Annotated in this window: 21 protein-coding genes; 13 read left to right on the top strand and 8 right to left on the bottom strand. The window is 40.3% G+C overall.

Translation table 11 applies throughout. From position 1 onward, the window contains the following. Positions 1–167: 167 nt before the first annotated feature. Entirely contained in the window at positions 168–1,496 is a 1,329-nt protein-coding gene (locus E2R53_RS14410) for a Na+/H+ antiporter family protein (protein WP_133312462.1), read from the top strand. 119 nt (positions 1,497–1,615) lie between these two features. Here E2R53_RS14410 and E2R53_RS23320 read toward each other — a convergent pair whose 3' ends face one another. Further along, on the bottom strand, positions 1,616–1,759 hold the full coding sequence (locus E2R53_RS23320) for a hypothetical protein (protein ID WP_165970994.1): 144 nt from the start codon (positions 1,757–1,759) through the stop codon (positions 1,616–1,618). Positions 1,760–1,947: 188 nt separating this feature from the next. Between E2R53_RS23320 and E2R53_RS14405 the strand changes: the two genes are divergently transcribed. Beyond that, positions 1,948–2,481 carry a DUF6241 domain-containing protein gene (locus E2R53_RS14405; protein WP_133312461.1) on the top strand — a complete coding sequence of 178 codons (534 nt, stop codon included), beginning with the start codon at positions 1,948–1,950 and terminating at the stop codon, positions 2,479–2,481. 45 nt (positions 2,482–2,526) lie between these two features. Here E2R53_RS14405 and E2R53_RS14400 read toward each other — a convergent pair whose 3' ends face one another. Then, the gene (locus E2R53_RS14400; protein WP_133312460.1) at positions 2,527–3,111 is read right to left on the bottom strand and encodes a biotin transporter BioY; all 585 of its coding nucleotides are present in this window, start codon (positions 3,109–3,111) and stop codon (positions 2,527–2,529) included. Positions 3,112–3,218: 107 nt separating this feature from the next. On the opposite strand from E2R53_RS14400, the gene E2R53_RS14395 reads away from it, so the two are divergent. Together E2R53_RS14395 and E2R53_RS14390 are read left to right on the top strand one after the other, a co-directional pair. Further along, positions 3,219–3,815 (top strand): sulfite oxidase-like oxidoreductase, encoded by a 597-nt coding sequence (locus E2R53_RS14395; protein ID WP_133312459.1) that lies wholly within the window; start codon positions 3,219–3,221, stop codon positions 3,813–3,815. A 135-nt stretch (positions 3,816–3,950) separates the two neighbouring features. Further along, the gene (locus E2R53_RS14390; protein WP_133312458.1) at positions 3,951–5,723 is read left to right on the top strand and encodes an ATP-binding protein; all 1,773 of its coding nucleotides are present in this window, start codon (positions 3,951–3,953) and stop codon (positions 5,721–5,723) included. On the opposite strand, the gene E2R53_RS14385 is transcribed toward E2R53_RS14390, so the two are convergent. Next, a complete protein-coding gene (locus tag E2R53_RS14385; protein ID WP_133312457.1) occupies positions 5,720–6,655 on the bottom strand; it encodes a DMT family transporter in 936 nt (311 codons plus the stop codon). The genes E2R53_RS14390 and E2R53_RS14385 overlap by 4 nt on opposite strands. A gap of 172 nt (positions 6,656–6,827) precedes the next feature. On the opposite strand from E2R53_RS14385, the gene E2R53_RS14380 reads away from it, so the two are divergent. After that, a complete protein-coding gene (locus E2R53_RS14380) occupies positions 6,828–7,559 on the top strand; it encodes a DsbA family oxidoreductase (RefSeq protein ID WP_133312456.1) in 732 nt (243 codons plus the stop codon). A 54-nt stretch (positions 7,560–7,613) separates the two neighbouring features. Here E2R53_RS14380 and ald read toward each other — a convergent pair whose 3' ends face one another. Next, positions 7,614–8,744, bottom strand: coding sequence for an alanine dehydrogenase (gene ald, locus E2R53_RS14375; protein ID WP_133312455.1), 1,131 nt, complete (start codon positions 8,742–8,744; stop codon positions 7,614–7,616). Between the two features lie 151 nt (positions 8,745–8,895). Next, positions 8,896–10,128: a PucR family transcriptional regulator gene (locus tag E2R53_RS14370; protein ID WP_133312454.1), complete on the bottom strand. Its 1,233-nt coding sequence runs from the start codon at positions 10,126–10,128 to the stop codon at positions 8,896–8,898. 278 nt (positions 10,129–10,406) lie between these two features. On the opposite strand from E2R53_RS14370, the gene E2R53_RS14365 reads away from it, so the two are divergent. The 4 genes from E2R53_RS14365 (at position 10,407) to E2R53_RS14350 (ending at position 18,534) form a co-directional block, all read left to right on the top strand. After that, positions 10,407–11,810, top strand: a complete 1,404-nt coding sequence (locus E2R53_RS14365; protein ID WP_133312453.1) for an alanine/glycine:cation symporter family protein — start codon at positions 10,407–10,409, stop codon at positions 11,808–11,810. Positions 11,811–12,172: 362 nt separating this feature from the next. Beyond that, entirely contained in the window at positions 12,173–16,693 is a 4,521-nt protein-coding gene (locus tag E2R53_RS14360; protein ID WP_286166274.1) for a cell wall-binding repeat-containing protein, read from the top strand. Positions 16,694–17,010: 317 nt separating this feature from the next. Continuing rightward, positions 17,011–17,763, top strand: a complete 753-nt coding sequence (locus E2R53_RS14355; RefSeq protein ID WP_133312451.1) for a (S)-benzoin forming benzil reductase — start codon at positions 17,011–17,013, stop codon at positions 17,761–17,763. A 219-nt stretch (positions 17,764–17,982) separates the two neighbouring features. After that, positions 17,983–18,534, top strand: coding sequence for a hypothetical protein (locus E2R53_RS14350; protein WP_133312450.1), 552 nt, complete (start codon positions 17,983–17,985; stop codon positions 18,532–18,534). Positions 18,535–18,665: 131 nt separating this feature from the next. Here the strand turns inward: E2R53_RS14350 and E2R53_RS14345 are convergent, their stop codons facing one another. Beyond that, positions 18,666–19,127 (bottom strand): helix-turn-helix transcriptional regulator, encoded by a 462-nt coding sequence (locus E2R53_RS14345; protein ID WP_133312449.1) that lies wholly within the window; start codon positions 19,125–19,127, stop codon positions 18,666–18,668. 238 nt (positions 19,128–19,365) lie between these two features. Between E2R53_RS14345 and E2R53_RS14340 the strand changes: the two genes are divergently transcribed. Then, on the top strand, positions 19,366–19,899 hold the full coding sequence (locus E2R53_RS14340) for an HD domain-containing protein (RefSeq protein WP_133312448.1): 534 nt from the start codon (positions 19,366–19,368) through the stop codon (positions 19,897–19,899). A 43-nt stretch (positions 19,900–19,942) separates the two neighbouring features. Here the strand turns inward: E2R53_RS14340 and E2R53_RS14335 are convergent, their stop codons facing one another. Beyond that, a complete protein-coding gene (locus tag E2R53_RS14335; RefSeq protein ID WP_133312447.1) occupies positions 19,943–21,451 on the bottom strand; it encodes an esterase/lipase family protein in 1,509 nt (502 codons plus the stop codon). Between the two features lie 218 nt (positions 21,452–21,669). On the opposite strand from E2R53_RS14335, the gene E2R53_RS14330 reads away from it, so the two are divergent. Continuing rightward, a complete protein-coding gene (locus E2R53_RS14330; protein ID WP_133312446.1) occupies positions 21,670–21,864 on the top strand; it encodes a YuzF family protein in 195 nt (64 codons plus the stop codon). A 332-nt stretch (positions 21,865–22,196) separates the two neighbouring features. Here E2R53_RS14330 and E2R53_RS14325 read toward each other — a convergent pair whose 3' ends face one another. Continuing rightward, a complete protein-coding gene (locus E2R53_RS14325) occupies positions 22,197–22,763 on the bottom strand; it encodes a TVP38/TMEM64 family protein (RefSeq protein WP_133312445.1) in 567 nt (188 codons plus the stop codon). Positions 22,764–23,113: 350 nt separating this feature from the next. Here E2R53_RS14325 and E2R53_RS14320 point away from each other — a divergent pair, with 350 nt between their 5' ends. After that, a complete protein-coding gene (locus E2R53_RS14320; RefSeq protein WP_133312444.1) occupies positions 23,114–23,527 on the top strand; it encodes a MerR family transcriptional regulator in 414 nt (137 codons plus the stop codon). Positions 23,528–23,611: 84 nt separating this feature from the next. Beyond that, entirely contained in the window at positions 23,612–24,946 is a 1,335-nt protein-coding gene (locus E2R53_RS14315) for a hemolysin family protein (protein ID WP_133312443.1), read from the top strand. Positions 24,947–25,027 lie beyond the last annotated feature (81 nt).

Here is a 25,027-nt window from a genome sequence, read left to right as displayed (position 1 = left end):
TTTCTATTCATCTTTCAACGGAGTTCATTCAATATCCTTTAGTCTGCTAATATAATAAAATTTTTACATTGACACTAAAAAAGAAAGTATGTTATTTTAATTCTATTGAATTTTATCTCTCTAATACATTAGCACACTAAAGTGAAAAGATTCCGGAGGTTTTATAAATGAATGCAGTTATTTTGGCTGTTTTGGTCATGCTTGTTTTAAGCTTGCTGAGGGTTAATGTTGTATTTTCCCTAGTGGCAGGCGCGCTTGTTGGAGGTTTAACAGGCGGACTGGATTTAAAGGCGACAATTGAAACATTTACAGGCGGCCTTGGCGGGAACGCAACCGTAGCCCTGAGTTATGCTCTGCTTGGCGCTTTTGCTGTTGCTCTTTCAAAAACAGGCTTGCCTGATGCAATGGTGGAAGCAGCTATTAAACTAGTTGGTAAAGAAGGGGAAGAGAGAAGGAAATCTCTTTCAAAAGTACTTATCATCATTATTATCTTGATTATTTCTATTTTTTCACAAAATGTTGTACCTGTACACATCGCGTTTATACCTGTATTGATTCCGCCTTTATTAAAGGTGTTAAATCAATTGCAGTTGGATCGCCGTTTAATCGCTGTTGTCATTTCATTTGGATTAATTACACCTTATATGCTGCTGCCAGTCGGATTCGGTGCGATTTTCCATGGAATTCTTCAAGAGAATATGGCAGCTGGCGGCTTGTCCATTAGTCTTAAGGATATTCCTAAGGCGATGCTGATTCCTTCAGCAGGTATGGTTGCCGGTCTAATCCTGGCTTTCTTTACTTACAGAAAGAAACGTTCATATGAGACAAAAGAAATAGCTGGACATACATCAGCTGTTTATACGAAAAAAAGTGTTTCTTTTGCAATACTTGCTATTATTGTTTCGTTAAGTGTTCAATTATTCCTTTCGCAGAAACTGGAAGTAGAAGGAATGATTTTCGGAGCACTGGCGGGAATTATTGTTCTTTATGCAACAGGGGCAATGAAATGGAATGAAGCGGATCAGCTATTGACTAACGGTATGAGAATGATGGCATTCATTGGCTTTGTTATGCTTGCATCTTCCGGCTTTGCAGCTGTCATGAAAGAAACAGGTCATATCGATACTTTGGTTAAAACTTCTGCTGAATTAATTGGCGGAAATCAGTCTATTGCAGCTCTATTAATGCTGCTCGTTGGTCTGCTTGTTACAATGGGAATCGGTTCATCGTTCTCAACAGTGCCAATCATTGCAACTCTTTTTGTACCGCTTTGCCTTGAGCTTGGTTTTAGCCCCATGGCTACCATTGCACTCATAGGAACTGCTGGAGCTCTTGGTGACGCGGGTTCACCTGCATCAGACAGTACACTTGGACCAACATCTGGTTTAAATGCTGACGGAGAGCACGATCATATTTGGGATACATGTGTGCCGACATTCCTGCATTATAACATTCCATTGGTTATTTTCGGATGGGTAGCTGCAATCGTCCTATAATAGAAAAATAGAAAAGGCCGCCCTGTATATATACAGGGCGGCCTTTTCTGACTATTGGGCTTAGCCCCGCACCAGTATCACTGTGCAGGGCTTTTCTATGGTGTTAAACTTTGCTTTCGTTATTTCAATCTCTCCACTAGCTCTTCGTCGTCCATTTCAAGGACTCTCTCCCGGAGCTCAGGCTGTCTTTTTAAAATGCGTTTTTCATAGGTTTCGCGTTCCTTCTCACTTAAAAAATAACGCTTCATTTGAAGTACGGTCATGAAAATTCACCTCTTTCATATGATTCCGTATTTAGTATTTTCCAATTAAGGAATCTTTTATACATGAAATCTATGACACTGTAAGATTTTATCGAATTTTGTCTAGTTATGCAAGAATCTTTACTGGAGAAGGAGATATAAATAGATGAATAGAACTAATTAGTATTAAAAAGATAGGGGTGCAGTGCATGAAATGGATGAAGCAGCACAAGTTTCTCACGGGTGCAATTTTTTTATTGCTATGCTGTGCGGGCATTGTTTTTTATATTTTCACTGAAATGATTCACACACCTGTTCAAAGTTCGGAAGAAGTAAATAAAACGATTAACGAAAGTTCAGGGAAGCTTGCTGAAATTGATTTAAGCAACAATCCATTTCCAACAGGAGGAGCTACAATTACGGAAGATCAATTGCAGAAATACCTGCACGGGATGTCTCATCAAAAAGTGGAGGCCGAAGATAAGTGGGTCCACTTTGAAATTACGGAAGAGAGAATTCTGTATTTAATCAAACAAATTGAAAGCGACAAAAAAGCGTTTGATAACTCAGATTTATATTTGGATATACTCAGCAGATGGCTTGAAAATGATTATTCAGAAGCAGACAGGGACCACAATGCAATATGGAGCCTTCAGGGCGGCACGATCGGGAAAGCAACGGGATTGCTGTCTGAGGAAGAAGAATTGAAATATCTTGAAGAAAACAGGAGTAAGATCAAATAAAAAAACACATGATTCCTCATGTGTTTTTTTACATTACATTCGAAATTAAGCAGCGCGATGCTTTCCAAGACCTGTCGCTTTGTTTACAGCTTTATAAATGCGCGGAGCAATTACAGCGCCAATGGCTGTGAAAATCACATCTTTGACCATAAACCACGTCATGACAAGCCATGCGCCTGAATAGCTCATATCTGCGTTCAGCCAATAATTAAGAGCTGCGTACATATAAGTAGTTCCGATGATATAGATAAGTGCAATTCCTGCAAATGAAGAAAGGAAGAAAACTGGAAGCGTCGGTTTTTTGCTTGCTTCAACCATTTTGCCTGCTGCATAAGCAGCTGCGATATAGGATAAAATAAACCCGCCGGTACTGCCGAAAATCACGCCGATGCCGCCGCTGAACTGCGCGAAGACAGGTGCTCCTGCTATTCCTACCAGCGCATAAACAATCATGGATAAAGCGCCTAACCTGCTTCCAAGCAGCAAACCTGCTAAAATACAGAAAAAGGGCTGCATTGATAAAGGAACTGTTCCTACCGTTAAAAACGAAGTTAAATTTGCTCCGATTGCCATTAAAGCAGCAAACATCCCAACGAGCGCTAAATCATAAGCTTTTAATTTGTTTTTCATTCTCTCATCCCCCATAGATGCTATGTATCTTTCTATAAAAAGAGTACTGAATCCTGCTATATATGTCAACTTTATTTTATGTTAGTTAACAAAGAGGGGGTGTCAACATGTATTTCGGGAAGGTCAAAAGCAAGGGAGATCCCAGTCGTGTCCCGCCCAATCAGCATGTCACAACAACATTTCCGGTTCTTCATGCAGGAAATGTTCCTTATTACGAGGACATAAGCAAATGGGATCTTCAAATATTTGGCTTACTGGATCATCCTAAGAGATATACATATGAAGATCTGATGAACATGCCGCAAATCGATCAGGGCAACGATATTCATTGTGTAACCGGCTGGACGAAACTTGATAATGTATGGAGAGGAATCAGCACCCGGCAGCTCGCGCACGATTTGGGGCTGCATGAGAACGCAAACTATTGCATTCTCCATGCAGAGGAAGGCTGGACAACGAATTTGCCCCTTGATGACTTTCTTAAGGAAACAAGTCTGCTTGCCCACTCCCATAATGGGGAACCGCTGACGCCTGAGCATGGCTTTCCATTCAGAGCCGTTTTTCCTCATTTGTACTTCTGGAAAAGTGCAAAATGGATACGCGCGATTCAGTTTACGGAACATAATCACCCAGGATTCTGGGAGAGGAACGGATATCATATGAAAGGAAATCCTTGGAAGGAAGAACGGTTTACATGGGATTAGCGAAAGGCACCTGTACAATTCAGGTGCCTTTTTATCTTTTTATAAGCTGTTTAAAAAACGGATAGGCGCAATTTCCTTTCTTCGTCTATAATGAGAAGGCTGGCAATCTCATACGAATGTTCGGAGTGACTTACAATGTATTTTACCGTGCTTGGCCTTGTTTCTCTTATCCCGCTGCTGCTTGGGATGATTATATATTTGAATGAAAAAACGATTCTTTCAAGAGCAATCGTTTATTTCTTAATCATGCTTTTTATATGGCAGATAGATGTTGCTCTCCTATATGGAACGGATTTATTTTCTGAGGAAACGGCAGAAATGCTGTTTAAAATAGCCCGCTTTGGATCAATTATGATCATGCCGATTTTATTTTACTTTATGTACTTAATGATTCATCAAGAAAACGGAGCGGAGAAAAAACAATGGCTCCGTATTGTTAACATAAAAACACTAATCATCATCATAATTTGGAGCCTGTCTGTTTTTTTCATTAATTTAACTTCTTATGGAATATCCGGATTAATAGTGATAGAAGGCGACTTTTTCCCGGATCATTACTATCCGGTTTTTGGACCTTTAAACTGGACGTACTACATAAATGTCTTTTTTGAATTCATTAACATTATAGTGCTTATCATTGTGTCGAAGAAACTATTAAATAAGGACTTGCGTTCTTTCAGTCTTTTTTTCTGCACATCGATTTTATTCGTCTTTATTAATGGAGTGCTGTCTGGATATCAACTGATTCCTCTTTTTTTATCCAGCTTTGGGTCGGTTCTCTCGACTTTGATTATCTTTATGGCTTACTTCAATATGCATTCAAAAAGAATTCAATTGATGAACAGAGATTTAAGAGATCAGAAGGATTTTCTTCATAAAGTGATGGATTTAAATCCAAGTTATATTTATGTGAAGAACCATGAGCTGAAGTTTGTGCTGGCCAATAAGGCGATGTCAACTTTATACGGCAAAGAAGTACATGAATTAATAGGAAAGATTGATTCTGACTTTAATGATCAGCCGGATCAAATCAAGAAAATCCGAGATGAAGAGCTTCGGATTCTTGCCTGGAAAACAGAAAAGTGGGCGGAGCCGGAGCTTGCGATTGATTCAGCTGGGAATACAAGGTGGATTGAAGTGACAAAGATCCCTGTAAGATTAGAAGGGGAAACGTACATTCTTTGCATCGGCAATGATGTGACACAAAAGAAAAGGGATGCAGAAGTTATTTTAATAACAGAAAAAATGAATGTCATTGGAGAATTAGCTGCAAGCATTGCACATGAGATCCGAAATCCGCTGACATCCATCAAGGGATTTGTGCAAATTCTGCAGGAAGATGAGCATTTGAAGCAGAACAGAGAACATTTAAGAGTCATGTCAGAGGAAATTGACAGAATCAACGAGGTAGTGGGCGAACTGCTCCTGATTGCAAAACCGCAGGTGCAAACAATCTTATCTGTAGACTTAAAGACAGTCATCGAAGACGTCATAACACTGATGAAAAGCAACGCCCTGCAAAATAACGTCAGTCTTACGCTTACTCCAGAAGTGAACGGAGTGTTTAAAGTCAGAGGGAATAAAAATCACTTAAAACAGGTTTTTATTAATCTAATAAAAAATGCAATTGAATCCATGCCTGATGGGGGAACTGTTCATACCTCAATTGAGCATTTAGAGGATGGCGGCATCCGGATCTCAATTTCTGATGAAGGAATCGGCTTAAGTCAAGAAAGAATGGAGAAACTGGGTGAACCTTTTTATACGACAAAGGATAAAGGTACGGGTCTTGGATTAACGGTTTGCTATAAAATTATCCGGGAAGAGCACGCAGGAGAGATTCTATTTGAAAGCGAGGAAGGACTGGGAACAACTGTTCATCTCATCCTTCCCGCAGAATCCATCTAGTTAGCACCTTCTGTTTTAACTTGTTTTTGCTTAAATGCATTTGTTCCGATAACACCGGCTATGATGAAAAAAGCGCCTATCCAGTGATAGAAATAAATGTTTTCGCTCAGGATAACAGCTCCTGCAGCAATTGAAATAACGGTTGATAAATTAGCGAACACGCTCATCTGAGAAGCTGGGATTTTCGAAAGAATGTAGTTTGACAGAAAAGAAGTCAATAGAGTTGCAAAAACCCCTAAATAGAACGTGAATAATAAAAACGGCACGTTTGTCCACAGCGAAACATAGTGAACAAAATCACCTGCAGCCAAATGCTGAATAACGGCATATAGATTAAAAAAGATAAACCCGAATGTTACCATTATAAAGCTGAGCTGCAGGGGAGAATAAGAAACAGACAGAAATCTCGCAAGCACGGTGTAGCCTGCGATCGACAAACAGGCAATAAATAAGAATAGAAAACCAAGCATACTGTTAAATTCGATGCTTGACCCTTTCATTAAAAAAATAAAAACGACACCGAATATGGACATGGAAATAAACAGAACTTGAATCAAGCTGGTTCTTTCTTTTAAAAAGACAGAAGCAAGCAAAGCGGTTAAGATTGGTGCAAAAGCCATCAGGATGCCGCCTTCTGCAGATGTTGTGTGAAGGAGTCCGAAAGCCTGGAAGCTAAAAAACATTGTCGGATAAAATAAAGCAAGCAGCAGCAGAAAAGCAAGAGATTTTCCATTATTCTTAAATGACGGCATTTTAATAGGGACAAAAAACTGCAGAAGCATCAGAACAAGAAAACCTAGTGTAAACCGGTATGAAAGGGTATCAACCGGCGAAGCGTCTTCAAGGGCGAGCTTTGTAAATAAAAAGGTAAGTCCGACTATTGAGGCATTTAATACAGCGCCAAGATAAGGAAGCACCTGTTCTTTCTTCATCTTTCATTCCCCGTTTCTGAATTCTTATGTTCACCTTACCACTTTTTTTAGTGGTTTTGATCAGTTCAAGTTCGTTTTTTGAAATTTACAGGCTGATGATGAGCAGAGTTTGATGGTTTTTTGATTGTTTATGCTACTATAGAAGCATTCTATGAATGAATGAGGTGTTCTTATGAAAATTGAAGTGTGGTCTGACTTTGTCTGTCCATTTTGCTATATAGGAAAGCGCAGATTAGAAGAAGCGCTGGCTGGGTTTCCTCATAAAGATCAGGTTGAAGTTGAATATAAAAGCTTTGAACTGGACCAAAATGCTCCTCTTAACAGCGGGAAGACGATTGATGAGGCATTGGCATCCAAATACGGCATGACGATTGAACAGGCGAAGGAAGCGAATGCGGGAATCGGACAGCAGGCGAAAAGTGTGGGTCTGAATTTCCGCTTTGACGAGATGAAACCAACAAACACATTTGATGCTCACCGTCTTGCTAAGTTCGCTAAAACTCAGGGGAAAGAGAAGGATGTAACTGAAACCCTTCTTTACGCCTACTTTACGGATAATAAAAATTTGGGAGATCATGATACCCTTGCAGATTTGGCAGAGGCATCAGGGCTTGAGCGCATGGAAGCTTTAGAAGTCCTTGGTGACAAAACGGCATACGCATCTGAGGTGCGAAATGATGAAGGAATCGCACAGCAATACGGCATAAGCGGAGTGCCATATTTCGTCATTAATCAAAAATATGCGATTTCAGGGGCGCAGCGGGCAGAAACTTTTGCAGGTGCACTAAAGAAGGTTTGGGAAGAAGAAAATCCTGCACCTAAATTGCAGGATCTTACTGAAGGCAGCGGTGATGACGCTTTTTGCGAAGACGGCAGCTGTGCTGTACCGAAGAATAAAGAGTAGTCAATATGAAAGAAATAGCCTGGAGGCGGCCTCCAGGCTATTTCTTAATCCGAATTAGTTTACAGCGATTTCTTTATCTAGAGCTACATCAACAGGAACGAACGTATAGCCAAGATCACGCGCTACTGCTTCATACGTGATATCGCCTTTTGCAACGTTGACACCTGCTTTAAGTGCAAGGTTGTCAGCAATTGCCTTGTTTACGCCTTTGTTTGCAATTTGTAGTGCGTATGGCACTGTTACGTTCGTAAGTGCAAGTGTTGATGTTCTTGGAACAGCGCCAGGCATGTTTGCAACTGCATAGTGAACAACGCCATGCTTTTCATATGTTGGGTTATCGTGAGTCGTAATGTGGTCCACTGTCTCAACAATTCCGCCTTGGTCAATCGCTACGTCAACAATAACTGAGCCTGGTTTCATTGATTGAACCATTGCTTCAGATACAAGAGTCGGAGCTTTTGCACCAGGGATCAGAACAGCGCAGATCAATAGGTCGGCTTCTGCAACTGCATTTGCAATATTGATAGGGTTAGACATTAATGTCTTAATTTGATTGCCGAAAATGTCGTCTAATTCACGAAGACGATCTGCACTTAAATCAATGATTGTAACGTCTGCGCCTAAGCCGATTGCCATTTTCGCAGCGTTTGTTCCAACTACACCGCCACCGATGATTGTTACCTTGCCGCGGCTTACTCCAGGAACGCCTGCAAGCAGAATGCCTTTGCCGCCCTTTGGTTTTTCAAGGAATTGTGCGCCAATTTGGGCAGCCATGCGACCAGCAACTTCACTCATTGGTGTAAGCAAAGGCAGTGTGCGTCCAGTTGTCACAGTTTCGTATGCAATAGCTGTAACACCTTTGTTTTTAAGAGCTTCTGCAAGAGCTGGTTCAGCAGCTAAATGCAAGTAAGTGAAAAGAATAAGCCCTTCGCGGAAGTATTCATATTCAGATGCTAAAGGTTCTTTAACCTTCATGACCATTTCAGCAGCCCATACATCCTTAATATCTTCAGCAATTACTGCACCGGCAGCGATATAATCTTCATTTGTGAAACCGCTTCCAATTCCTGCGTCTTTTTCGATTAGTACTTTATGTCCAGTTGCCACAAATTGTGTAACCCCGCCAGGCGTTAATGCAACACGATTTTCATTATTTTTAATCTCTCTAGGTACTCCAATAATCATTTGAAACCCTTCCTCCTTTAGCAGCCAGCTTAAACTGTACCGCTTATCTTGAAATGTGTGATGATTTCTTAATATGAGATTAGTATAAAGCGTTTTCTCACACATTTGTTTGTTTAAAAAAGAGAAAGGATTTCTGATCTTTTGTGAAATTTCACAAACTCATTTTATCGAGTTTTAAGTTAAGATAAACAGTTATTTTTTGATTTGGATCTCTTAAATCAAGTTCAGCAATCTGCGATATGCGCTTGATTCTGTAGCTTAAAGTATTGACATGAACATTCAGCGCTTTGGCAGCGTCGTTGACATTGCTGTCTTTGTCTAAATAAACTTCCAGCGTTTCTACAAGGTTTGTGTGATGCATCTCATCATATTCTTTCAGTTTTCTGAGAGGATAGTTTACAAAGCCCTCCTGCTTCCGTTTCTCATGAAGCAAATCCAGATATTGATAAATGCCCAGCTCTGAAAAGCTGATCAAACCTTTTGTTTCATTCACAAACCGTTTTTTAATATTCTGAACGGCAATGGCTTCTTTATAGCTGAGTTCAATTTGTTCTGCTTCTTTATATATGCTCCCTATTCCGGCTTTCACATCATCAATCATGAAACGCTCTTTAAGCTGTAGGATGGTCCAGTCAACAAAATGCTTAATATCCGAAAGAGGCTCGCCGCTTTTTGGCGCTAGCAGGATGATCAATTCATTCTGATCTAGAGTGGACAAGATAATTTGAACCTGCTGGGTTGTTTGAAGCAGATAATTAATTTGTTTTTCAGTCGGTTCTTTAATTTCATCGCTGAAACGGAATAAGACAACGGAATGCTGAGCGGGAGGTGTAATGCCGATATCATGGAACCCATTGATGATGTCATTTTCCTCGTGAATATGGCCAGTGAGCAATTTCCAGAAAAATTCCTGGTTTCGCTCTTCTTTTTTCGATTTGCGGTTGTGGAGATTAAGAAGTTTATTTTTAACAACCTGGGCTGCTTTTTTTAATAGATCAAGTTCATCATCTGTCAGCTTTTTATTTATTTCCAAAGCCCAAATAAAACCAAGAACTTCATTGTTTTTCCAGATGGATATGGCAATGCGGTTGCCAAGACCTACCTCATCAATGTTTTTTACACGAATTGGCTCATCTGCTTGCAAAAGCATCGGAATTGTGCCGTCTCTCCATAAGCTGTTAATGACTTTCTCCGGAACTCGCCTTCCGATGATCGTTGATATTCTCGCCGGATCCGTACAGTCATCATGTGTACTGTAAGCGAGAAGGCGATGATTGATATCTTCAATCGTGATTGGACATTGAAGAACCTCGCTGATGCGGTCAGCGACATCTTCAAGTCGGTCGGCTTGATAATTAAAGGCTTCATTAGCCGATTTGCTCATCGTATTTCACCTGCTTCTACTATATAAAATATATTATTTGATTTCTTATCTTCGTATATCACTTCAAAAAGAATGATTCGATAAAAAAATTGGTACTTTTATAACTTTGACAACGTACACCCTTATGGCTATTATGTAACTAGCGTTTGTAAAAATCAACAAAAAGGGTGAATCTGTTTTATGATTTTTAACAATTAGAGACATGTATGAAAAATTTCATTATATTAATATTACATAAAAGCGCCAACAAATAAATAACAGCTAAGAGGTGATGACACATGATGGAAATATTGGCGAAGATTAATGGGATATTATGGGGTACGCCAAGTTTAATCTTATTATTTGGGACAGGCCTGTTTCTGACGTTTGTTCTGAAAGGATTACAGTTTAGAAGATTGCTATATGCATTTCAATTAGGATTTTCGAAAAAACATCAGGAAGATGACGGAGCTGAAGGAGACGTAAGTAATTTCAAGGCATTAATGACGGCTCTTGCAGCGACGATAGGCAACGGAAATATCGCGGGGGTTGCAACTGCCATCACACTCGGCGGTCCAGGAGCGATTTTCTGGATGTGGATTGTCGGATTGCTTGGAATGGCAACAAAATATTCAGAAGCGCTTCTGGCAATGAAATACCGTGTGAAAAATGAGAACGGAGAATACTCTGGTGGTCCAATGTACTATGTTGAAAAAGGCTTGGGGAAAAAGTGGAAATTCCTTGCAATTGCGTTTGCTCTTTTTGGAGCCTTTGCGGCACTTGGAATTGGAAACAGCGTTCAGTCTAATACGATAGCACAAGTAATGGACGACAGCTTTGGCATAGGCGGTCTTGTTACAGGGATTGTGCTTGCACTCTTAACAAGTTTGATCATTTTTGGCGGAATTCAGCGGATCAGTACAGTGGCAAGCTTCTTTGTTCCGGTGATGGCCTTTCTGTATATTGGCGGAGCACTGATGATCCTTGTCATTAATTACGATTTAATTATCCCTGCATTTGGAACGATCTTTCATTATGCATTTAATCCGGTGGCAGCTGCCGGCGGTTTTGTGGGAGTTGCGGTTGTTGAGGCAATCAGAAGCGGTGTTTCCAGAGGGATTTTCTCAAACGAAGCCGGACTTGGAACAGCTGCACTGATAGCAGGAAATGCTAAATCAGATCATCCTGTTAAGCAGGCACTTGTTGCGATGACAGGAACATTTATAGTCACCCTCGTCGTTTGTACAATGACTGGACTTGTCCTGATTATTACAGGTTTCTGGGATCCGTCAGGCGGACTAATCTCAGGTGTCCAGCATAATGCGGCACTCGACGGCGGTGCGCTGACATCTGCTGCATTTGCATCAACACTTGGCGTACTTGGGGAATACATTGTTGCGTTCTCAGTTATCTTCTTCGGATTTTCAACGATTGTCGGCTGGTACGTTTACGGTGAAAAATGCTTTGAATACCTTGTTGGCTCTAAGGGAATTCTCGGCTACCGTCTCATTTACATCTTTGCATGCGGATATGGTGCGGTTGCACAGCTGACAGTTGTGTGGGCTTTTGCAGACATGGCAAATGCGCTCATGATGATTCCGAACTTAATTGCTTTGATTTTATTGTGGAAAGTCATTGTGAATGAAACAAACGATTATTTCGAAAATCACTATAAAATAACAGAATATAAGAAAGCAAGTTAGGAAGAAAAAAACGCGGACGATTGGTTCGCGTTTTTTTTTTTGGTTCAAATTGTTCACATTTTTCTGGGGAAAAGATGAAAAGTATTTACATTATGTAAATGAATTGTGGTTTTTTTGCAAATCATCTGTAAATTCCTTAATAATTGACAAAAAAGTGATATATTAGAAGGGTGCTAAATTACATGATTCGACCGGAGGTGTTTTACGGAGATAAAACATGGGCAGACATTTAATTGTTTATTAGACATGTCCAGGTAAGTAAGCGCTTACATTTTACCCGCAGCCTAAAATAAGCAAATTCATGTTACATACGCTTATTTTCATCATCTTACTTAATTTAAGGAGGAACCAGTTTGAAAATCATGAAAAAACAGTTGATCGTACTGACAACTATTTTTGCTCTGCTTGTAACGCTTATGGTCCCATTTGGAGCACCTGCACAAGCAGAAGGCAATATGACTGTTCAGGAAGCTATCGAGAATAATTCCGGAACAGGTACAGTTGAAGGTTATATTGTAGGATACACGATGAGCACGACTGGTGTAGATTTTGAAGCGCCATTTTCTGCTGACACTAACTTTGCAATCGCTGACAGTGCAGATGAGAAAGATGTTTCAAAAATTCTGCCTGTGCAGCTTCCATCAACTTTCCGCAGCAAATTCGGATTGATGACAAATCCGGATATTGCAGGCAAAAAAGTAATTGTTACTGGTACACTTGAAGCGTACTTTTCAAAACCGGGCCTCAGAAATCCTACAGCCATGGTGTTTGACGGTGAAACTCCTGAAGAGCCTAAGCCATTTGAAGGTATTGAAGGGCTTCGTATTCATGATATCCAGGGCGAAGGACATAAATCACCTTATGACACTAAAAATGTAAAAGCAGTTGAAGGAGTCGTCACTCATGTAGCGGATGCCAGCAACTTCTATATGCAAGATGCGGCACCTGATGATAATGCAAACACATCTGAAGCTGTTCTTGTTTATAAACCGTCTCATGGTGTTAAAGAGGGCGATCTTGTTTCTGTAGATGGACAAGTGAAAGAATGGGTGCTTGACGGCTATGCTGAAAAGCTTCAAACCGATCTGGCCATGACTGAAATTAATGCCCAATACGGCAACGTCATTATGAAATCAAGCGGGCAGGCACTTCCAGCTGCAGTCGTTATCGGCAAAGATGTTATTCCTCCGACGGAAGTCATTGATAATGATCAGCTTGGAACGTTTGATCCTGAGGAAGACGGCATCGACTTTTATGAAAGTCTTGAAGGCATGCGCGTTTCCCTTGAAAGCCCGTCAGTAACTGGTCCTCAGAAGTATGGAGAAGTCACAGTTATTGCTGGAAAAGCTGAAGGCAAAACATACACAAAAGAGGGCGCTCCACTTCTGACGAAAGAAAATCAGAATCCGGAAAGAATGTTCCTTCTTCTTGATAACCGCAATTTTGTGGCTAAAGCGGGAGATCAATTTGACGGCACAGTTACAGGTGTTGTCAGCTACGGATTCAGCAACTTTAAAATTCTTGTAAAAGAAGCAGATCTTCCTGAATTGAATGAGCGTGAATTCACTTCTGAAGTAACTACAATCGAAAAAGCAGAAGACAAATTAACAGTTGCAGGCTATAACATTGAAAACTTCGCAGCTTCTGATACGGAAAAGCGCGACAAGCTTTCTAAGTCTATTGTTGAAAACTTAAAATCTCCTGACATTATTGGTTTAGTAGAAGTATTGGATGAAAGCGGTACAACAGATAATGGTGTAGTAAAAGCAGATGCAAACTACAAAGCATTAAGTGATGCAATCGCCGGATTTGGCGGACCGGCTTATGCATGGACAGAAATTGCTCCGGCAGATAAAGCGGATGGCGGTGTACCTGGAGGAAATATCCGTGTCGGATACCTTTACAATCCTGAAAGAGTCACTTTAACTGAAGGAACAAAAGGGGATGCCACAACGGCAGTTGCTTACGAGAATGGTTCATTAACGCTGAATCCTGGCCGGATTGATCCAACAAATCCTGCTTTCAATGAAAGCCGTAAGCCTTTAGCTGCACAATTCAATTTTAAGGGCGAAGATGTTATTGTCATCAATAACCATTTTAACTCTAAAGGCGGAGACGAGCCGTTATTCGGCAAAAAACAGCCTCCTGTACTTGGAAGTGAAGCCCAGCGTCTTGAAATCGCGGAAATCGTCAACTCTTTTGTAGCTGATATTCATGCGAAAAACGAAAATGCAAATGTCATCGTAACAGGTGACCTTAACGACTTTGAATTCTCGGCACCGCTTCAGACTCTTAAAGGCTCTGAGCTTACGAATCTGGTAGAAACTCTTCCTCCTTCTGAGCGCTATACGTACTCATACCAAGGAAATGCACAGGTTCTTGATCACATGCTTGTTTCAAATCGTTTAGCTGCTGGTGCAGCATTTGATATTGTTAACTTTAACTCTCCCTACATGGAAGAGCATGGCCGTGCAAGTGACCACGATGCTTATGTAGGTCAGTTCGACTTGTCTTCTGATGATAATGATGAGTTCAATCTTTCAATTATGCACACGAATGATACTCATGCTCATGTAGAACAGTATCCTCGATTAATTACAGCTGTAAATGAATTGCGCACACAAAAAGAAAACAGTTTACTTGTTGATGCAGGAGACGTTTTCTCAGGAACACTATATTTCCGCCAATACCTTGGTCTGGCTGATCTGCATTTCATGAATCAGCTGAACTATGATGCTATGACTTTAGGAAACCACGAATTTGATAAAGATTCCAAGACTCTTGCAAACTTTATTAAAGAAATGAAATTTCCAATGGTATCTTCAAACGTTAATGTAACAAATGATGCAGACTTAAGCCCTCTTTTCAAAAATGAAGTTGGTACTCCTGGTTCTGGAGGGAACATCTATCCGGCGATCATCAAAGAAATAGATGGAGAAAAAGTAGGAATCTACGGATTAACAACTCCAGATACAGCATTCCTTGCAAGCCCAGGAGAAAATGTTGTTTTTGAAGATGTAGTCCAAAAATCAAATGAAACAATAGATATGCTTAAAGCAGAAGGGGCCAACAAAATCATCGTCCTTTCTCACTTAGGCTACTCTCCTGACCTAAAGCTTGCTGCAGAAGTGGATGGGATTGACGTCATTGTCGGCGGCCATTCTCATACAAAATTAGATGCTCCGGTTTTAATTGAGAAAGAAGAACCGACCGTTATTGTTCAAGCAGGAGAATACTTAAACTTCCTTGGATTACTGGATGTAACGTTTGACAAAGAAGGAAAAGTAACTGGCCATAATGGTCATTTAGAAACTGTTGCTAACTATGAAAAAGATGCAGCTGCGGAAGAGAAAGTTCAGGAATACAGAGCACCTCTTGAAGAAATCAAAAATGAAGTTGTTGGAAATTCAGCGGTTAGCCTTAATGGGCTGCGGGCAGATGTCCGCACAAAAGAAACAAACTTAGGAAACTTGATTGCAGACGGCATGGCTGCAAAAGCAAACGAATCTGTTAAAACGCATATCGCCATGCAAAACGGCGGAGGGATTCGTGAATCGATTGATGCTGGTGAAATTACGCTGGGTGAAGTTCTGACGGTATTGCCGTTTGGAAATAACTTAGTCACACTAGACTTAACTGGCCAGGAAATCCTGGATGCTCTAGAGCACAGTGTAAGCGGAGTTGAAACAGGCGAAGGACGCTTCCTGCAAGTATCAGGCCTTAAATTTAAGTATGATGTAAGCAAGCCTGCCGGTGATCGTGTTTGGTTTGCTGAAGCGAAAACAGACAATGGATTTGAAGCAATTGATGTCAATAAAACATATAGGGTCGCTACCAATGCATTTACAGCAGATGGCGGAGACGGCTATACAATGTTTAAAAAAGCTAAAGATGAAGGCCGCATGACAGAGTTATTCGTTGTAGATTATGAAGTTTTCACATCATATCTTGCAAAGAATAATCCAGTTTCACCTGAGGTAGAAGGCAGAATTATCGAAGGAAAAGAAGTGACAGAGAAGCCTGTAAAACGCATTAAAGGTGAAACACGTTATGAAACAGCTGTTGAAATCTCTAAATCAGGCTTTAAAACAGCGAAAACCGTTGTCCTTGCCCGCGGAGATTCTTTCCCTGACGCACTTGCCGGCGGACCGCTTGCTTACAAGCTTGACGCACCAATTCTTCTTACAGAAAAAGGATCATTAAATAAATCAGCGAAAGAAGAAATCAAGCGTCTTGGCGCCGAGAAAGTAGTTATTCTTGGGGGAAAAGGTGCAGTAAGCGATTATGTAAAATACCAACTTAAAGGCATGGACTTAAAAGTACAGCGTATTGGAGGAGCGGACCGTTTTGAAACAGCAGCTAACATTGCGGCTATCCTTGGCGGTTCACCTGAAAAAGCTGTAATTGCAAATGGGATGAACTTCCCAGACGCGCTTTCAATTGCTCCTTATGCAGCGCAAAATGGATACCCGATCCTATTAACTAAAGCAGATAAGCTTCCAAATGCTTCAAAGAAATCTTTGAAAAATATCAGCAGCACAATCGTAGTTGGCGGTGAAGCTGCAGTAAATACGAAAGTATTCAAGCAGCTATCAAAACCTGATCGCTACTACGGACTAAACCGATATGGCACAGCTGCTGAAATTGCAGCAAAGCTTAACCCATCTAACCGTGTGTATATTGCAACAGGGGAAAACTTTGCTGATGCGTTGGCGGGTTCCGTACTTGCAGCCAAAGAAAAGGCTTCAATGCTGCTGGTTCAGCCTAAAAAGATTCCTTCTGAGACAAAAAAAGCACTAGACGCTATCAAAGCTAATGAATTTAATGTTTTGGGCGGCGAAAATGCAGTAAGTGAAGAAGTAGTAAATCAATTGAAAAAGTAATAGGAAAGAGATCGAGCTGCCGGGAGAATCCCGGCAGTTTTTTAAGAGATAAGAAAGTATAAAATTTTGCGCTTCGATGTCTAGCTCCATCGCCCAACTCCTCGGCCAGAACGGATCCGTCAGTAAAGGCAAAAAGCGCCTTTTCTGACGGATCCTTATCTGTCTGTCGGAGCTAAACGGGCGCTTGCGCTTTTCTTAGAATCTGCCTTTCTCATTTACTCCAAAAAGCTGCTTTCGAAAATAGGTCCTGAATCTTATTTCTATTAGACCGATTAAAACTTTGATAAAATACAAGGTAAGAAGGAAGGAGCGATTTTATGAATACGACGATTATTACTGGTGCATCCCGCGGACTCGGTGAAGCTATTGTGAAACAGCTGCTGAAACCCGGACATCAAATTATTTATCTCTCAAGGTCTGAGAATAAAGAATTAAGACGCCTTGCCGTTGAAAATGGCGCTATTCTCCAGTTTGTACCATGCGATTTATCAAATGCTCCTCATATAGAAGCGGCCATTCCTGAAATTTTTGAAAAAATTGATATGAGTGCTGCAGAAAGAATCACTCTGATCAATAATGCAGGCACGGTTGATCCCATGAAGCCTGTTGGAAAAGCAGAAGCAGCTGAGCTTGAAGCCCATGTCCAGCTGAATTTGATCGCTCCGATGGTATTATCCAATGCTTTTGCAGCTGAAACGAAGAATATAGAAGCTGAAAAAGTGGTTGTTAATATCTCATCCGGAGCTGCCAACAATCCAATTTACGGATGGAATGCATACTGCAGCTCAAAGGCAGGTCTTGATATGTTCACTAAAGCTTTTGGACTTGAACAGAAACAAGAAGAGCATCCTGTTACAGTCCTCTCATTCTCACCGGGAATTATGGACACAGATATGCAGGGCAGTATACGGAATACACAGCCTGAGGACTTTGCAGAAGTTGCACGCTTTCAGGAATATCATGAGTCAGGAAAGCTTAGATCCGCTGAATTTGTGGCAAATGAACTGCTTAAGTTATTAAACAGTCCGCTTGAAAATGGAAGAGTCTACGATATAAAAGAACGTATTTAATAATTGGACGGAACATCCTCACGAGGGTGTTCTTTTTTGAATGATGAGAAAGCAGCGAAACAATCTTTCCTGCCTCATTAAAGATATTTTCCAAGTATGCGGATTTCTCTTTAGAAATCTCTTAAAATCATTTTCACATCATTTCACATAATTCTTTCATTATGTTATGCCTTCAAATGGATAAGATAAGGAAGAAAATATATAAGGAGTGATGAAAGAATGAGAAACAACAAATGGCTTATTGCTTTCACAGCACTGACACTTGTCATTCCGACAACAGCGATCGCTAATACGGAAACAGGACAGCTAAGTAAACCTGCAGCCCATGAAGAAATGAAGAAGGAGTGGCATGAAAGAAGAGCTGAAAGAGAACAAAAGGTTCTTGAATTAGTCAGTAAGTATTCACCGGAAACGAAGCAAGAATGGGAGAATGTGTTAAAGGAAAGAGAAGCGCTTATTAAGCAGCTGGATCAAACAGATTTAAGAGAGAAGCATCATGCCCTTAGAGAAAAGAAAAAACAGGAAATAGCTGAGCTTGAAGAAAAAGTGAAAAAAGGTGAAATAACCAAGGAACAAATGAGAGAGAAGCTGGAAGCTTTCAGGGAGCATAAAAAGGAGCACAAACGAGGAAGACAAGAGATGAGAGAGCAGTGGACACAAGCGATTGAAAGCAAGGATAAGGTCAAAATAAAAGAACTGCTTCATGCAAGATTACAGCATATGAAAGAACATAATCAGAAGATGAAAACACTGATAAAAGAGCAAGGATAAACGGCGAATTGGGACGGCCAAAATGGCGTCCCTTTTCCTGTATATCAATGTCTAGATCATTATTAATGAATTTCCCTATGGCAACACATTTAGAATGACATATATATAATGAAAGACAGACTCTAAAATCGTTAGGTAATGCTCCTGTCTGTCAGCTCACTCAGCTTTTTTTCCATCTCTGTCCTGTCAAATGAAGAACACCAGCGATAATCGTATTCATCAATAATACGAAAATGGAAGCTGATTATGTTTTGCTGCAGTTTAAAGCCTTCGATCTGATGAATGTCTTTCCACCATATTTTTCCTCCGAGCGTCTTTTCCTTGCGGGTCTCCATTTTTTGATGTGCGAGCAGCTGCAAAATATCCAATGGGTCACCGCCTGTAGTCTGCTGAAGAACACTGCTGTGTCTAAAGAGAGCACACAATGCAACGATTGTTGACCAAGAGGCTTCCTGCCGGCCTTTTTCAATCTGTACGAGCGTTTTTTTGGAGAGCCCGAGTACTTCAGCCATTTCTTCTTGAGTGTAACGGGATTCGGTCCGGATCAGAAGCATTTTTTTAGATAGAGTGGCAGTAAGTTCATGCTTTTTCATGAAAGAGCTCCTTTTACCTTGGTATAGTGTAATTCTACACGAAATGGAAAGCAACTCAAGTATTCCTCTTGAAAATATATAAGAAGTTAGATAGATTTGATTATCACGTCATACAATATAACAGGATTGTTGCGGCAAATGCCGTATTATGTTAATGTATACAGAAATATTTTTTAAGAGTGCTCAGTTTAATTATATAGGTTTACAAGTTTCACACTATTTACAGGGAGGAGATTTCATGCGAAATGTAACATTGACACAGGTTTATTCGCATCCTATTGCTCAAAAATATCTGAAGCGTTCTGGCGTAGCGCATGCAATTGCAGTAACCTGCCATGCATATAGATTAGCCATCCAGCACGGTGTCGATCCCGATCTTGCAACCAAAGCAGCCCTGCTTCATGATATTGGGCATTACGAGTGGTATACAGACGGGGAATGGGATTATGAAAAGTACAAAGAGAATGATATTCATGCAATAAAAGGTGCTGAACGTGCCCACAAGCTTTTGATCCGTCTTGGTGAGGATCCGCAATCTGCCAAACAGATCGCTTTAGCCATTCTGCTGCATACTGATTCTTATTTGCCCGAAGGCTCGCTCAATCAAAGTTCTCTTCAAAAAGTAGTTCGCTTAGCTGATGAAATGGATGAGGAACCAGGCGGAGGCCATCATTACCGGACTATCAGTGAAAAGACTGCATTAAAGAAAATTCAAAAGCTGGATGAAAAAATCAATCAGCTCCAAAATCCCACCTTGAAAAAATCTGTCTGAGTTAAAAAAATCCACCCAAAGGAAATGGTGGATTTGATTTGTTTTATTGACTGTATATTTTTCCTGATGAATCTACGTAGACTGATTGAACAATTGTTCTTTCAAAGACATCTCCATTCTGAGTTTTCCCTCTAATATCAACCGTTATATTATAGATTCCTTCTTGCTTTAGTCCAAGGACGATGCCCGATTGTTTTTTTGATTTTATGAACGTTTTTGTCTGCTTCTTTGTTTTATTTTGAAAGTGATCAACAGTCACGGCGGCTTCGACCTCTTTTTGAAGTTTTGCCTGGTTTATTTTAAAGGCAAGGTTCTGATTTTGGTTATTGATTGGCTGAAGTGAAATGGCCTTGTTTTCGGCTGAAAGGTAAGCAACGTTCATGAAATAAGCTTCACCTGAAGAGTTTAATGCAGACAAAATCCATTTTCCTTTCTGAGGTTTTTGAATGACAAGCTGATGATGATGCGCTCCTTTAAAAATGCCATCTGCTTTTATCGTTTTGAACGAATGATAAACGGTTTTCCCATCAGGAGATTGGAGGGAAAGCTTCGTTGCAGGAGAGCTGCTCATCCAATCAATGACAATCTCACTAGCTGATGCCTCAACATTGAAGGATTCTTGCCGTGTTCCCGTGAATTCTCCCCCGCGGAAATAGGATGAAGCGTTGGCAGCGCTGGTTTCTTCACTCATATTCAGGTTTGCTTGAGAAGCAGCAGTTGTGGTTCTTAGGTATGGTTCAAATAGCAGAAAGGTTGAACTTCCTTTTTTTATGGAAGTATGGTCCCAGCTGCCCGCTCTGATTTCAGTGCCATAAAATAATCTTGAAGACTGAACGGTAACCGCTCCATCATTGCTGCCGTAGGAGCTTAAATATAATCCTCCCCAATAGAGGGATGAACCGAAGCTTCCCCACTTTGTTCCGCCGAACGTATAGATTCGGTTCTTTCTGGAATTTACATGGGCATCCGTTTGTGCTCTGAAATTGCTCATGTAGCCCGTCTGCAGGGAATAAACGGCATCATTTTTGCTTCCTAATATTCCTGACAGCCAGCCGGCCCAGCTGCTGTAGGCCAGGTCTGCAAGCTGTGATCCTGAATGCGGTGCCGATAACGTAATCAAGCTGCTTACATACTGATGCGCACCATAATGAACAAGCGCAGATTGAGCATCAATTCCCCCTTTGCTGTGAGTAACCAGAACAAGCTTTTGACCGCCAAAATACTGATAAATTTCGCTTAATTTCTGAGCCAGCAGAGCCCCGTTATCCCACATATTTTTAGTAGGATATAAATCGATAAAAGCTGTACGATATCCATTCGCATATGCGGTACTGTACATATCATTTTGATTCCACCAAGTATTTGATGAACTGTTTAAGCCATGAATGAATACAATCGGCGATTTTGATGAAGTGCTCCCAGGGGGATTATCGCCTGCATACCACTGACCCGGATTTCCCGGAGGATCTTGGTCTCCAAATGAGCCGGCAAATGTGCCTGCTGGACCAACAAGCATGAAAGCCATAAATAAAATTATCAGTTTTCTGATCATATAAAACTCCTTTGCATTGTGATGAAAGCCTTTACAAATATATGGGCAGCTTATTTGAAAAAGAAGAAGGAACAATTGCCTATTTTGATGTTCGTTTAAGAAATGAGCGTGTTAAATCTGGAGTGTTGATGTGTCAATTGGCCCCATGCCTACATATAGTGTCATTGATCTGTATGAGAGGAAGTGAAACGATGCAAAACCAATCACAAGGTCCGTAAATGATCACAATTGTTGATCCATATGTATTTCAGACCCATCAAAGTGTCATTGGAAAAGTACTGGTTATCCAGACTGTCAGAGACAGCATCCGCGGAAAATTAAAAGATGTTAAACCTGATCACATTGTATTGGAAGCTGGCGATTCAGTCTTTTTTATAAGAATTCAGCAAATCGTGACGATTATGCCTGATTGATGAGGATGGGCCTATTTGGTCCTTTTTTATTGGCTCTTTTCGTAAATATTGTTGATATTAGACTAAATGTTAAGAACTTGAGTGGATTGCAGCGGATAAACTTGACTCCTGGGGGAAATAGAGCAAGGTGGGAGACCCCACAGGCAGGCGCCGAGTTAACATGAACGAAACTAGCTCTACATATGGGTTTCTTTATAGTCATCATCTTCATCATCTTTTTATTTGATTTTACAAAACTAAGAAATCAAAATAAGGAAATCATCGAACAAAATGAAAAGATGATCTCTCTGCTGAAGAAGATCAGTGAGCATTAAAAAACTGCAGGAGAACAATTACTCCTGCAGTTTTTTATTTTTCCTTCTTTTATGCATCCAGAAAATGACCAAAATGAGGATAGATCCAATTCCCATGAACAGCTGAATGTGCCAGTCAGCTTTCAGAACTTGATGCACGGCAAACCCTTCAATAAGGATAGCTGGAATTTTTCCAATTAAGCTTGCACTGAAAAATATACCTGAACCCACTTTGCTGTATGCTGCTGCAAGTGTGACAGCACCTGATGGCGCAAAAGGGAAAATCCTTAAAGCAAGGATAAGCATAAATGCATCTCTGCCTTTTGTTTTTGAAAGGTTTTGAAGCATGATATTTTTGGGCATTTTCTTTTTTTTTAGGAATGAGAACCCTTTCCGGTATACATAAAAGCTGACCATAACTCCAATCATTTCACCAGAAAAAGAGAGGAGAAGCCCTTCTGCAAATCCAAAAAAAGATAGATTGGCAGCTGTAACAAAAACACTGGGCACAAATGCCAATAAACTTATGAGTGTATTTGCAGCGAGACTTATAATAAATGCCCAAGGGCCGCTGATTTCCAGCCATTCGATTAATTGCTCTTTCATTCTTTCACCGCTGTCTGATCGTTAGATAAATTTTTAGAGTACTTTCCACCTAGCTATAGTTTAAACTCTGATGTGCTCACTTACTAATAAAGAATTCTTAACAATCTTTCATGATATTGTTCAGTCCGAAGCGCAGGGACTTTGAGATAAATAAAGGGGCATGCAAAAAGATTTGTTTACTATTCAGGTTCTATTTAACGTTCAATTTATTATGATGTTCATTTTATTTTTTATTAATTCATGAACATGAATTTTATTAAGCCGCTTCATAACCGTAACGTTTGACTGTACAGTTAAAAAAAAGGTATGATAGGAGTAATCTTTTTTTATTGGGGTGATAAGATGGGGCATTGTATCGAATTGGCGAACTAGCAAAATTGGCAAACGTGTCTAAGAGAACAATTGATTACTATACTCAAATTGGGCTGCTCCATGTAGATAAGACATCTAAGTCCAACTATCGCCTCTATTCTGAACAGGCGCTTAACGACATTCATTTTATTGAGGAATGCAAGTTATTCAATATGTGTCTGCAGGATATTAAAGAAAGACTGGAACTTAAGAGAAGTCAAACCAATGAAGAAGATAAGCTAATCAAACAAGCCGAAATATTGGCTAATCATATGAAGCAGCTCGAACATGAAATAAAAGAGCTGAAACCTATTTTTGATAAAATGAATGGGGAAAACCAGGAAATCATTGCAAGCCGCATCTCTCCGCAGAGTATGGCGCTTATGCAATCATTGATGGTTCTGCTGCATTGATTGAATCATTTGCGCATTTTTAAAATTGATAACTTACTATTTTAGGAGGTGACTCCTTATTCTCTATTAGGGGATAAGGGTGTTTTGGACATAGTTAACTTGTTATTCGTGGCGATTTTAATTGCTTTAACAGCTTTTTTCGTTGCATCAGAATTTGCGATTGTCAAAATCCGCAGTTCACGATTGGATCAATTGATTGCAGAAGGTAAAAAAGGGGCAGTTGCTGCAAAAAAAGTAACAACTCATTTAGATGAATATTTATCAGCGTGTCAGCTTGGAATAACAGTAACAGCCTTAGGTCTTGGGTGGTTGGGGGAGCCGACAGTCGAACGTCTTCTCAGACCGGTATTCGATAATTTTGAAATTAACGAATCGATTTCCCATGTGTTAACTTTCGGTATTGCATTTGCATCTGTTACGTTCCTGCACGTTGTAATCGGAGAGCTTGCTCCTAAAACAGTAGCGATCCAAAAAGCAGAGGCTGTAACCCTTTTATTTGCTCCACCTTTGATTTGGTTCTACCGTATTATGTTCCCGTTCATCTGGGTATTAAATGGTTCTGCTCGCATAATAACAGGTCTTTTTGGACTAAAGCCTGCGTCTGAGCATGAGCTTGCTCATACTGAGGAAGAGCTTCGCATAATTCTTTCAGAAAGTTATGAGAGCGGAGAAATCAACCAATCTGAATTAAAATATATGAACAAAATTTTCGAATTTGATGATCGTGTAGCAAAAGAAATTATGGTGCCTCGAACTGAAATCGTAGCTGCTTCAGTAGAGAAATCGTTTCAAGACAACCTTGAGACAATGAGTATGGAAAAATACACTCGTTATCCTGTTGTAAACGGAGACAAAGATCACGTTCTTGGTATGATCAATCTCAAGGAGATCTTCACTGACATTTTTTCATTATCCGAAGAAGAACGAAAAAAGAGCACGATTGATAAGTATATCCGTCCTGTTATTCAAGTCATTGAATCGATTCCAATTCATAATTTATTAATTAAAATGCAAAAAGAACGCGTTCATATGGCGATCCTTGTGGATGAATATGGCGGAACAGCGGGGCTTGTAACAGTTGAAGACATTATCGAGGAAATTGTAGGAGAAATCCGCGATGAATTTGACCAGGATGAAGTTCCTGAGGTTCAGAAAAAAGGCGAAGGCCATTACTTGCTGGACGGTAAGGTCCTTATCTATGAAGTGAATAATCTGCTCGGACTCGAAATTGATGATACGGATGTAGATACGATCGGCGGTTGGATGCTGACAGAGAATATCGACATCCAGCAAGGCGAAAGCATTATTTTAGATGGCTATGAGTTTTTTGCAAAAGAAATGGAAGGCCACCTGATCCGTGTAATCGAAATCTTCAAGCTTGAAGAGGCTGAAGAAGAGCTAGTTGCAGGAGAAAATTAATAGTAATTGTTGAAAGCTATGCTTACGGGCATAGCTTTTTCTTTGTATATGAAAAAAATCGGCATTCTAACCTTCACCAAA

The organism is Peribacillus frigoritolerans, from assembly GCF_004358755.1.
Lineage (GTDB): Bacteria > Bacillota > Bacilli > Bacillales > Bacillaceae > Bacillus_P.
This window is presented reverse-complemented; position numbering and strand designations above follow the sequence as displayed.

What these genes read in the sequence shown, in the direction of transcription:
- E2R53_RS14410 (WP_133312462.1), top strand. Translation starts at nt 168, where the DNA reads ATGAATGCAGTTATTTTGGCTGTTTTGGTCATGCTTGTTTTAAGCTTG.
- E2R53_RS23320 (WP_165970994.1), bottom strand. Translation starts at nt 1,759, where the DNA reads ATGACCGTACTTCAAATGAAGCGTTATTTTTTAAGTGAGAAGGAACGC.
- E2R53_RS14405 (WP_133312461.1), top strand. Translation starts at nt 1,948, where the DNA reads ATGAAATGGATGAAGCAGCACAAGTTTCTCACGGGTGCAATTTTTTTA.
- E2R53_RS14400 (WP_133312460.1), bottom strand. Translation starts at nt 3,111, where the DNA reads ATGAAAAACAAATTAAAAGCTTATGATTTAGCGCTCGTTGGGATGTTT.
- E2R53_RS14395 (WP_133312459.1), top strand. Translation starts at nt 3,219, where the DNA reads ATGTATTTCGGGAAGGTCAAAAGCAAGGGAGATCCCAGTCGTGTCCCG.
- E2R53_RS14390 (WP_133312458.1), top strand. Translation starts at nt 3,951, where the DNA reads ATGTATTTTACCGTGCTTGGCCTTGTTTCTCTTATCCCGCTGCTGCTT.
- E2R53_RS14385 (WP_133312457.1), bottom strand. Translation starts at nt 6,655, where the DNA reads ATGAAGAAAGAACAGGTGCTTCCTTATCTTGGCGCTGTATTAAATGCC.
- E2R53_RS14380 (WP_133312456.1), top strand. Translation starts at nt 6,828, where the DNA reads ATGAAAATTGAAGTGTGGTCTGACTTTGTCTGTCCATTTTGCTATATA.
- ald (WP_133312455.1), bottom strand. Translation starts at nt 8,744, where the DNA reads ATGATTATTGGAGTACCTAGAGAGATTAAAAATAATGAAAATCGTGTT.
- E2R53_RS14370 (WP_133312454.1), bottom strand. Translation starts at nt 10,128, where the DNA reads ATGAGCAAATCGGCTAATGAAGCCTTTAATTATCAAGCCGACCGACTT.
- E2R53_RS14365 (WP_133312453.1), top strand. Translation starts at nt 10,407, where the DNA reads ATGATGGAAATATTGGCGAAGATTAATGGGATATTATGGGGTACGCCA.
- E2R53_RS14360 (WP_286166274.1), top strand. Translation starts at nt 12,173, where the DNA reads ATGAAAAAACAGTTGATCGTACTGACAACTATTTTTGCTCTGCTTGTA.
- E2R53_RS14355 (WP_133312451.1), top strand. Translation starts at nt 17,011, where the DNA reads ATGAATACGACGATTATTACTGGTGCATCCCGCGGACTCGGTGAAGCT.
- E2R53_RS14350 (WP_133312450.1), top strand. Translation starts at nt 17,983, where the DNA reads ATGAGAAACAACAAATGGCTTATTGCTTTCACAGCACTGACACTTGTC.
- E2R53_RS14345 (WP_133312449.1), bottom strand. Translation starts at nt 19,127, where the DNA reads ATGAAAAAGCATGAACTTACTGCCACTCTATCTAAAAAAATGCTTCTG.
- E2R53_RS14340 (WP_133312448.1), top strand. Translation starts at nt 19,366, where the DNA reads ATGCGAAATGTAACATTGACACAGGTTTATTCGCATCCTATTGCTCAA.
- E2R53_RS14335 (WP_133312447.1), bottom strand. Translation starts at nt 21,451, where the DNA reads ATGATCAGAAAACTGATAATTTTATTTATGGCTTTCATGCTTGTTGGT.
- E2R53_RS14330 (WP_133312446.1), top strand. Translation starts at nt 21,670, where the DNA reads ATGATCACAATTGTTGATCCATATGTATTTCAGACCCATCAAAGTGTC.
- E2R53_RS14325 (WP_133312445.1), bottom strand. Translation starts at nt 22,763, where the DNA reads ATGAAAGAGCAATTAATCGAATGGCTGGAAATCAGCGGCCCTTGGGCA.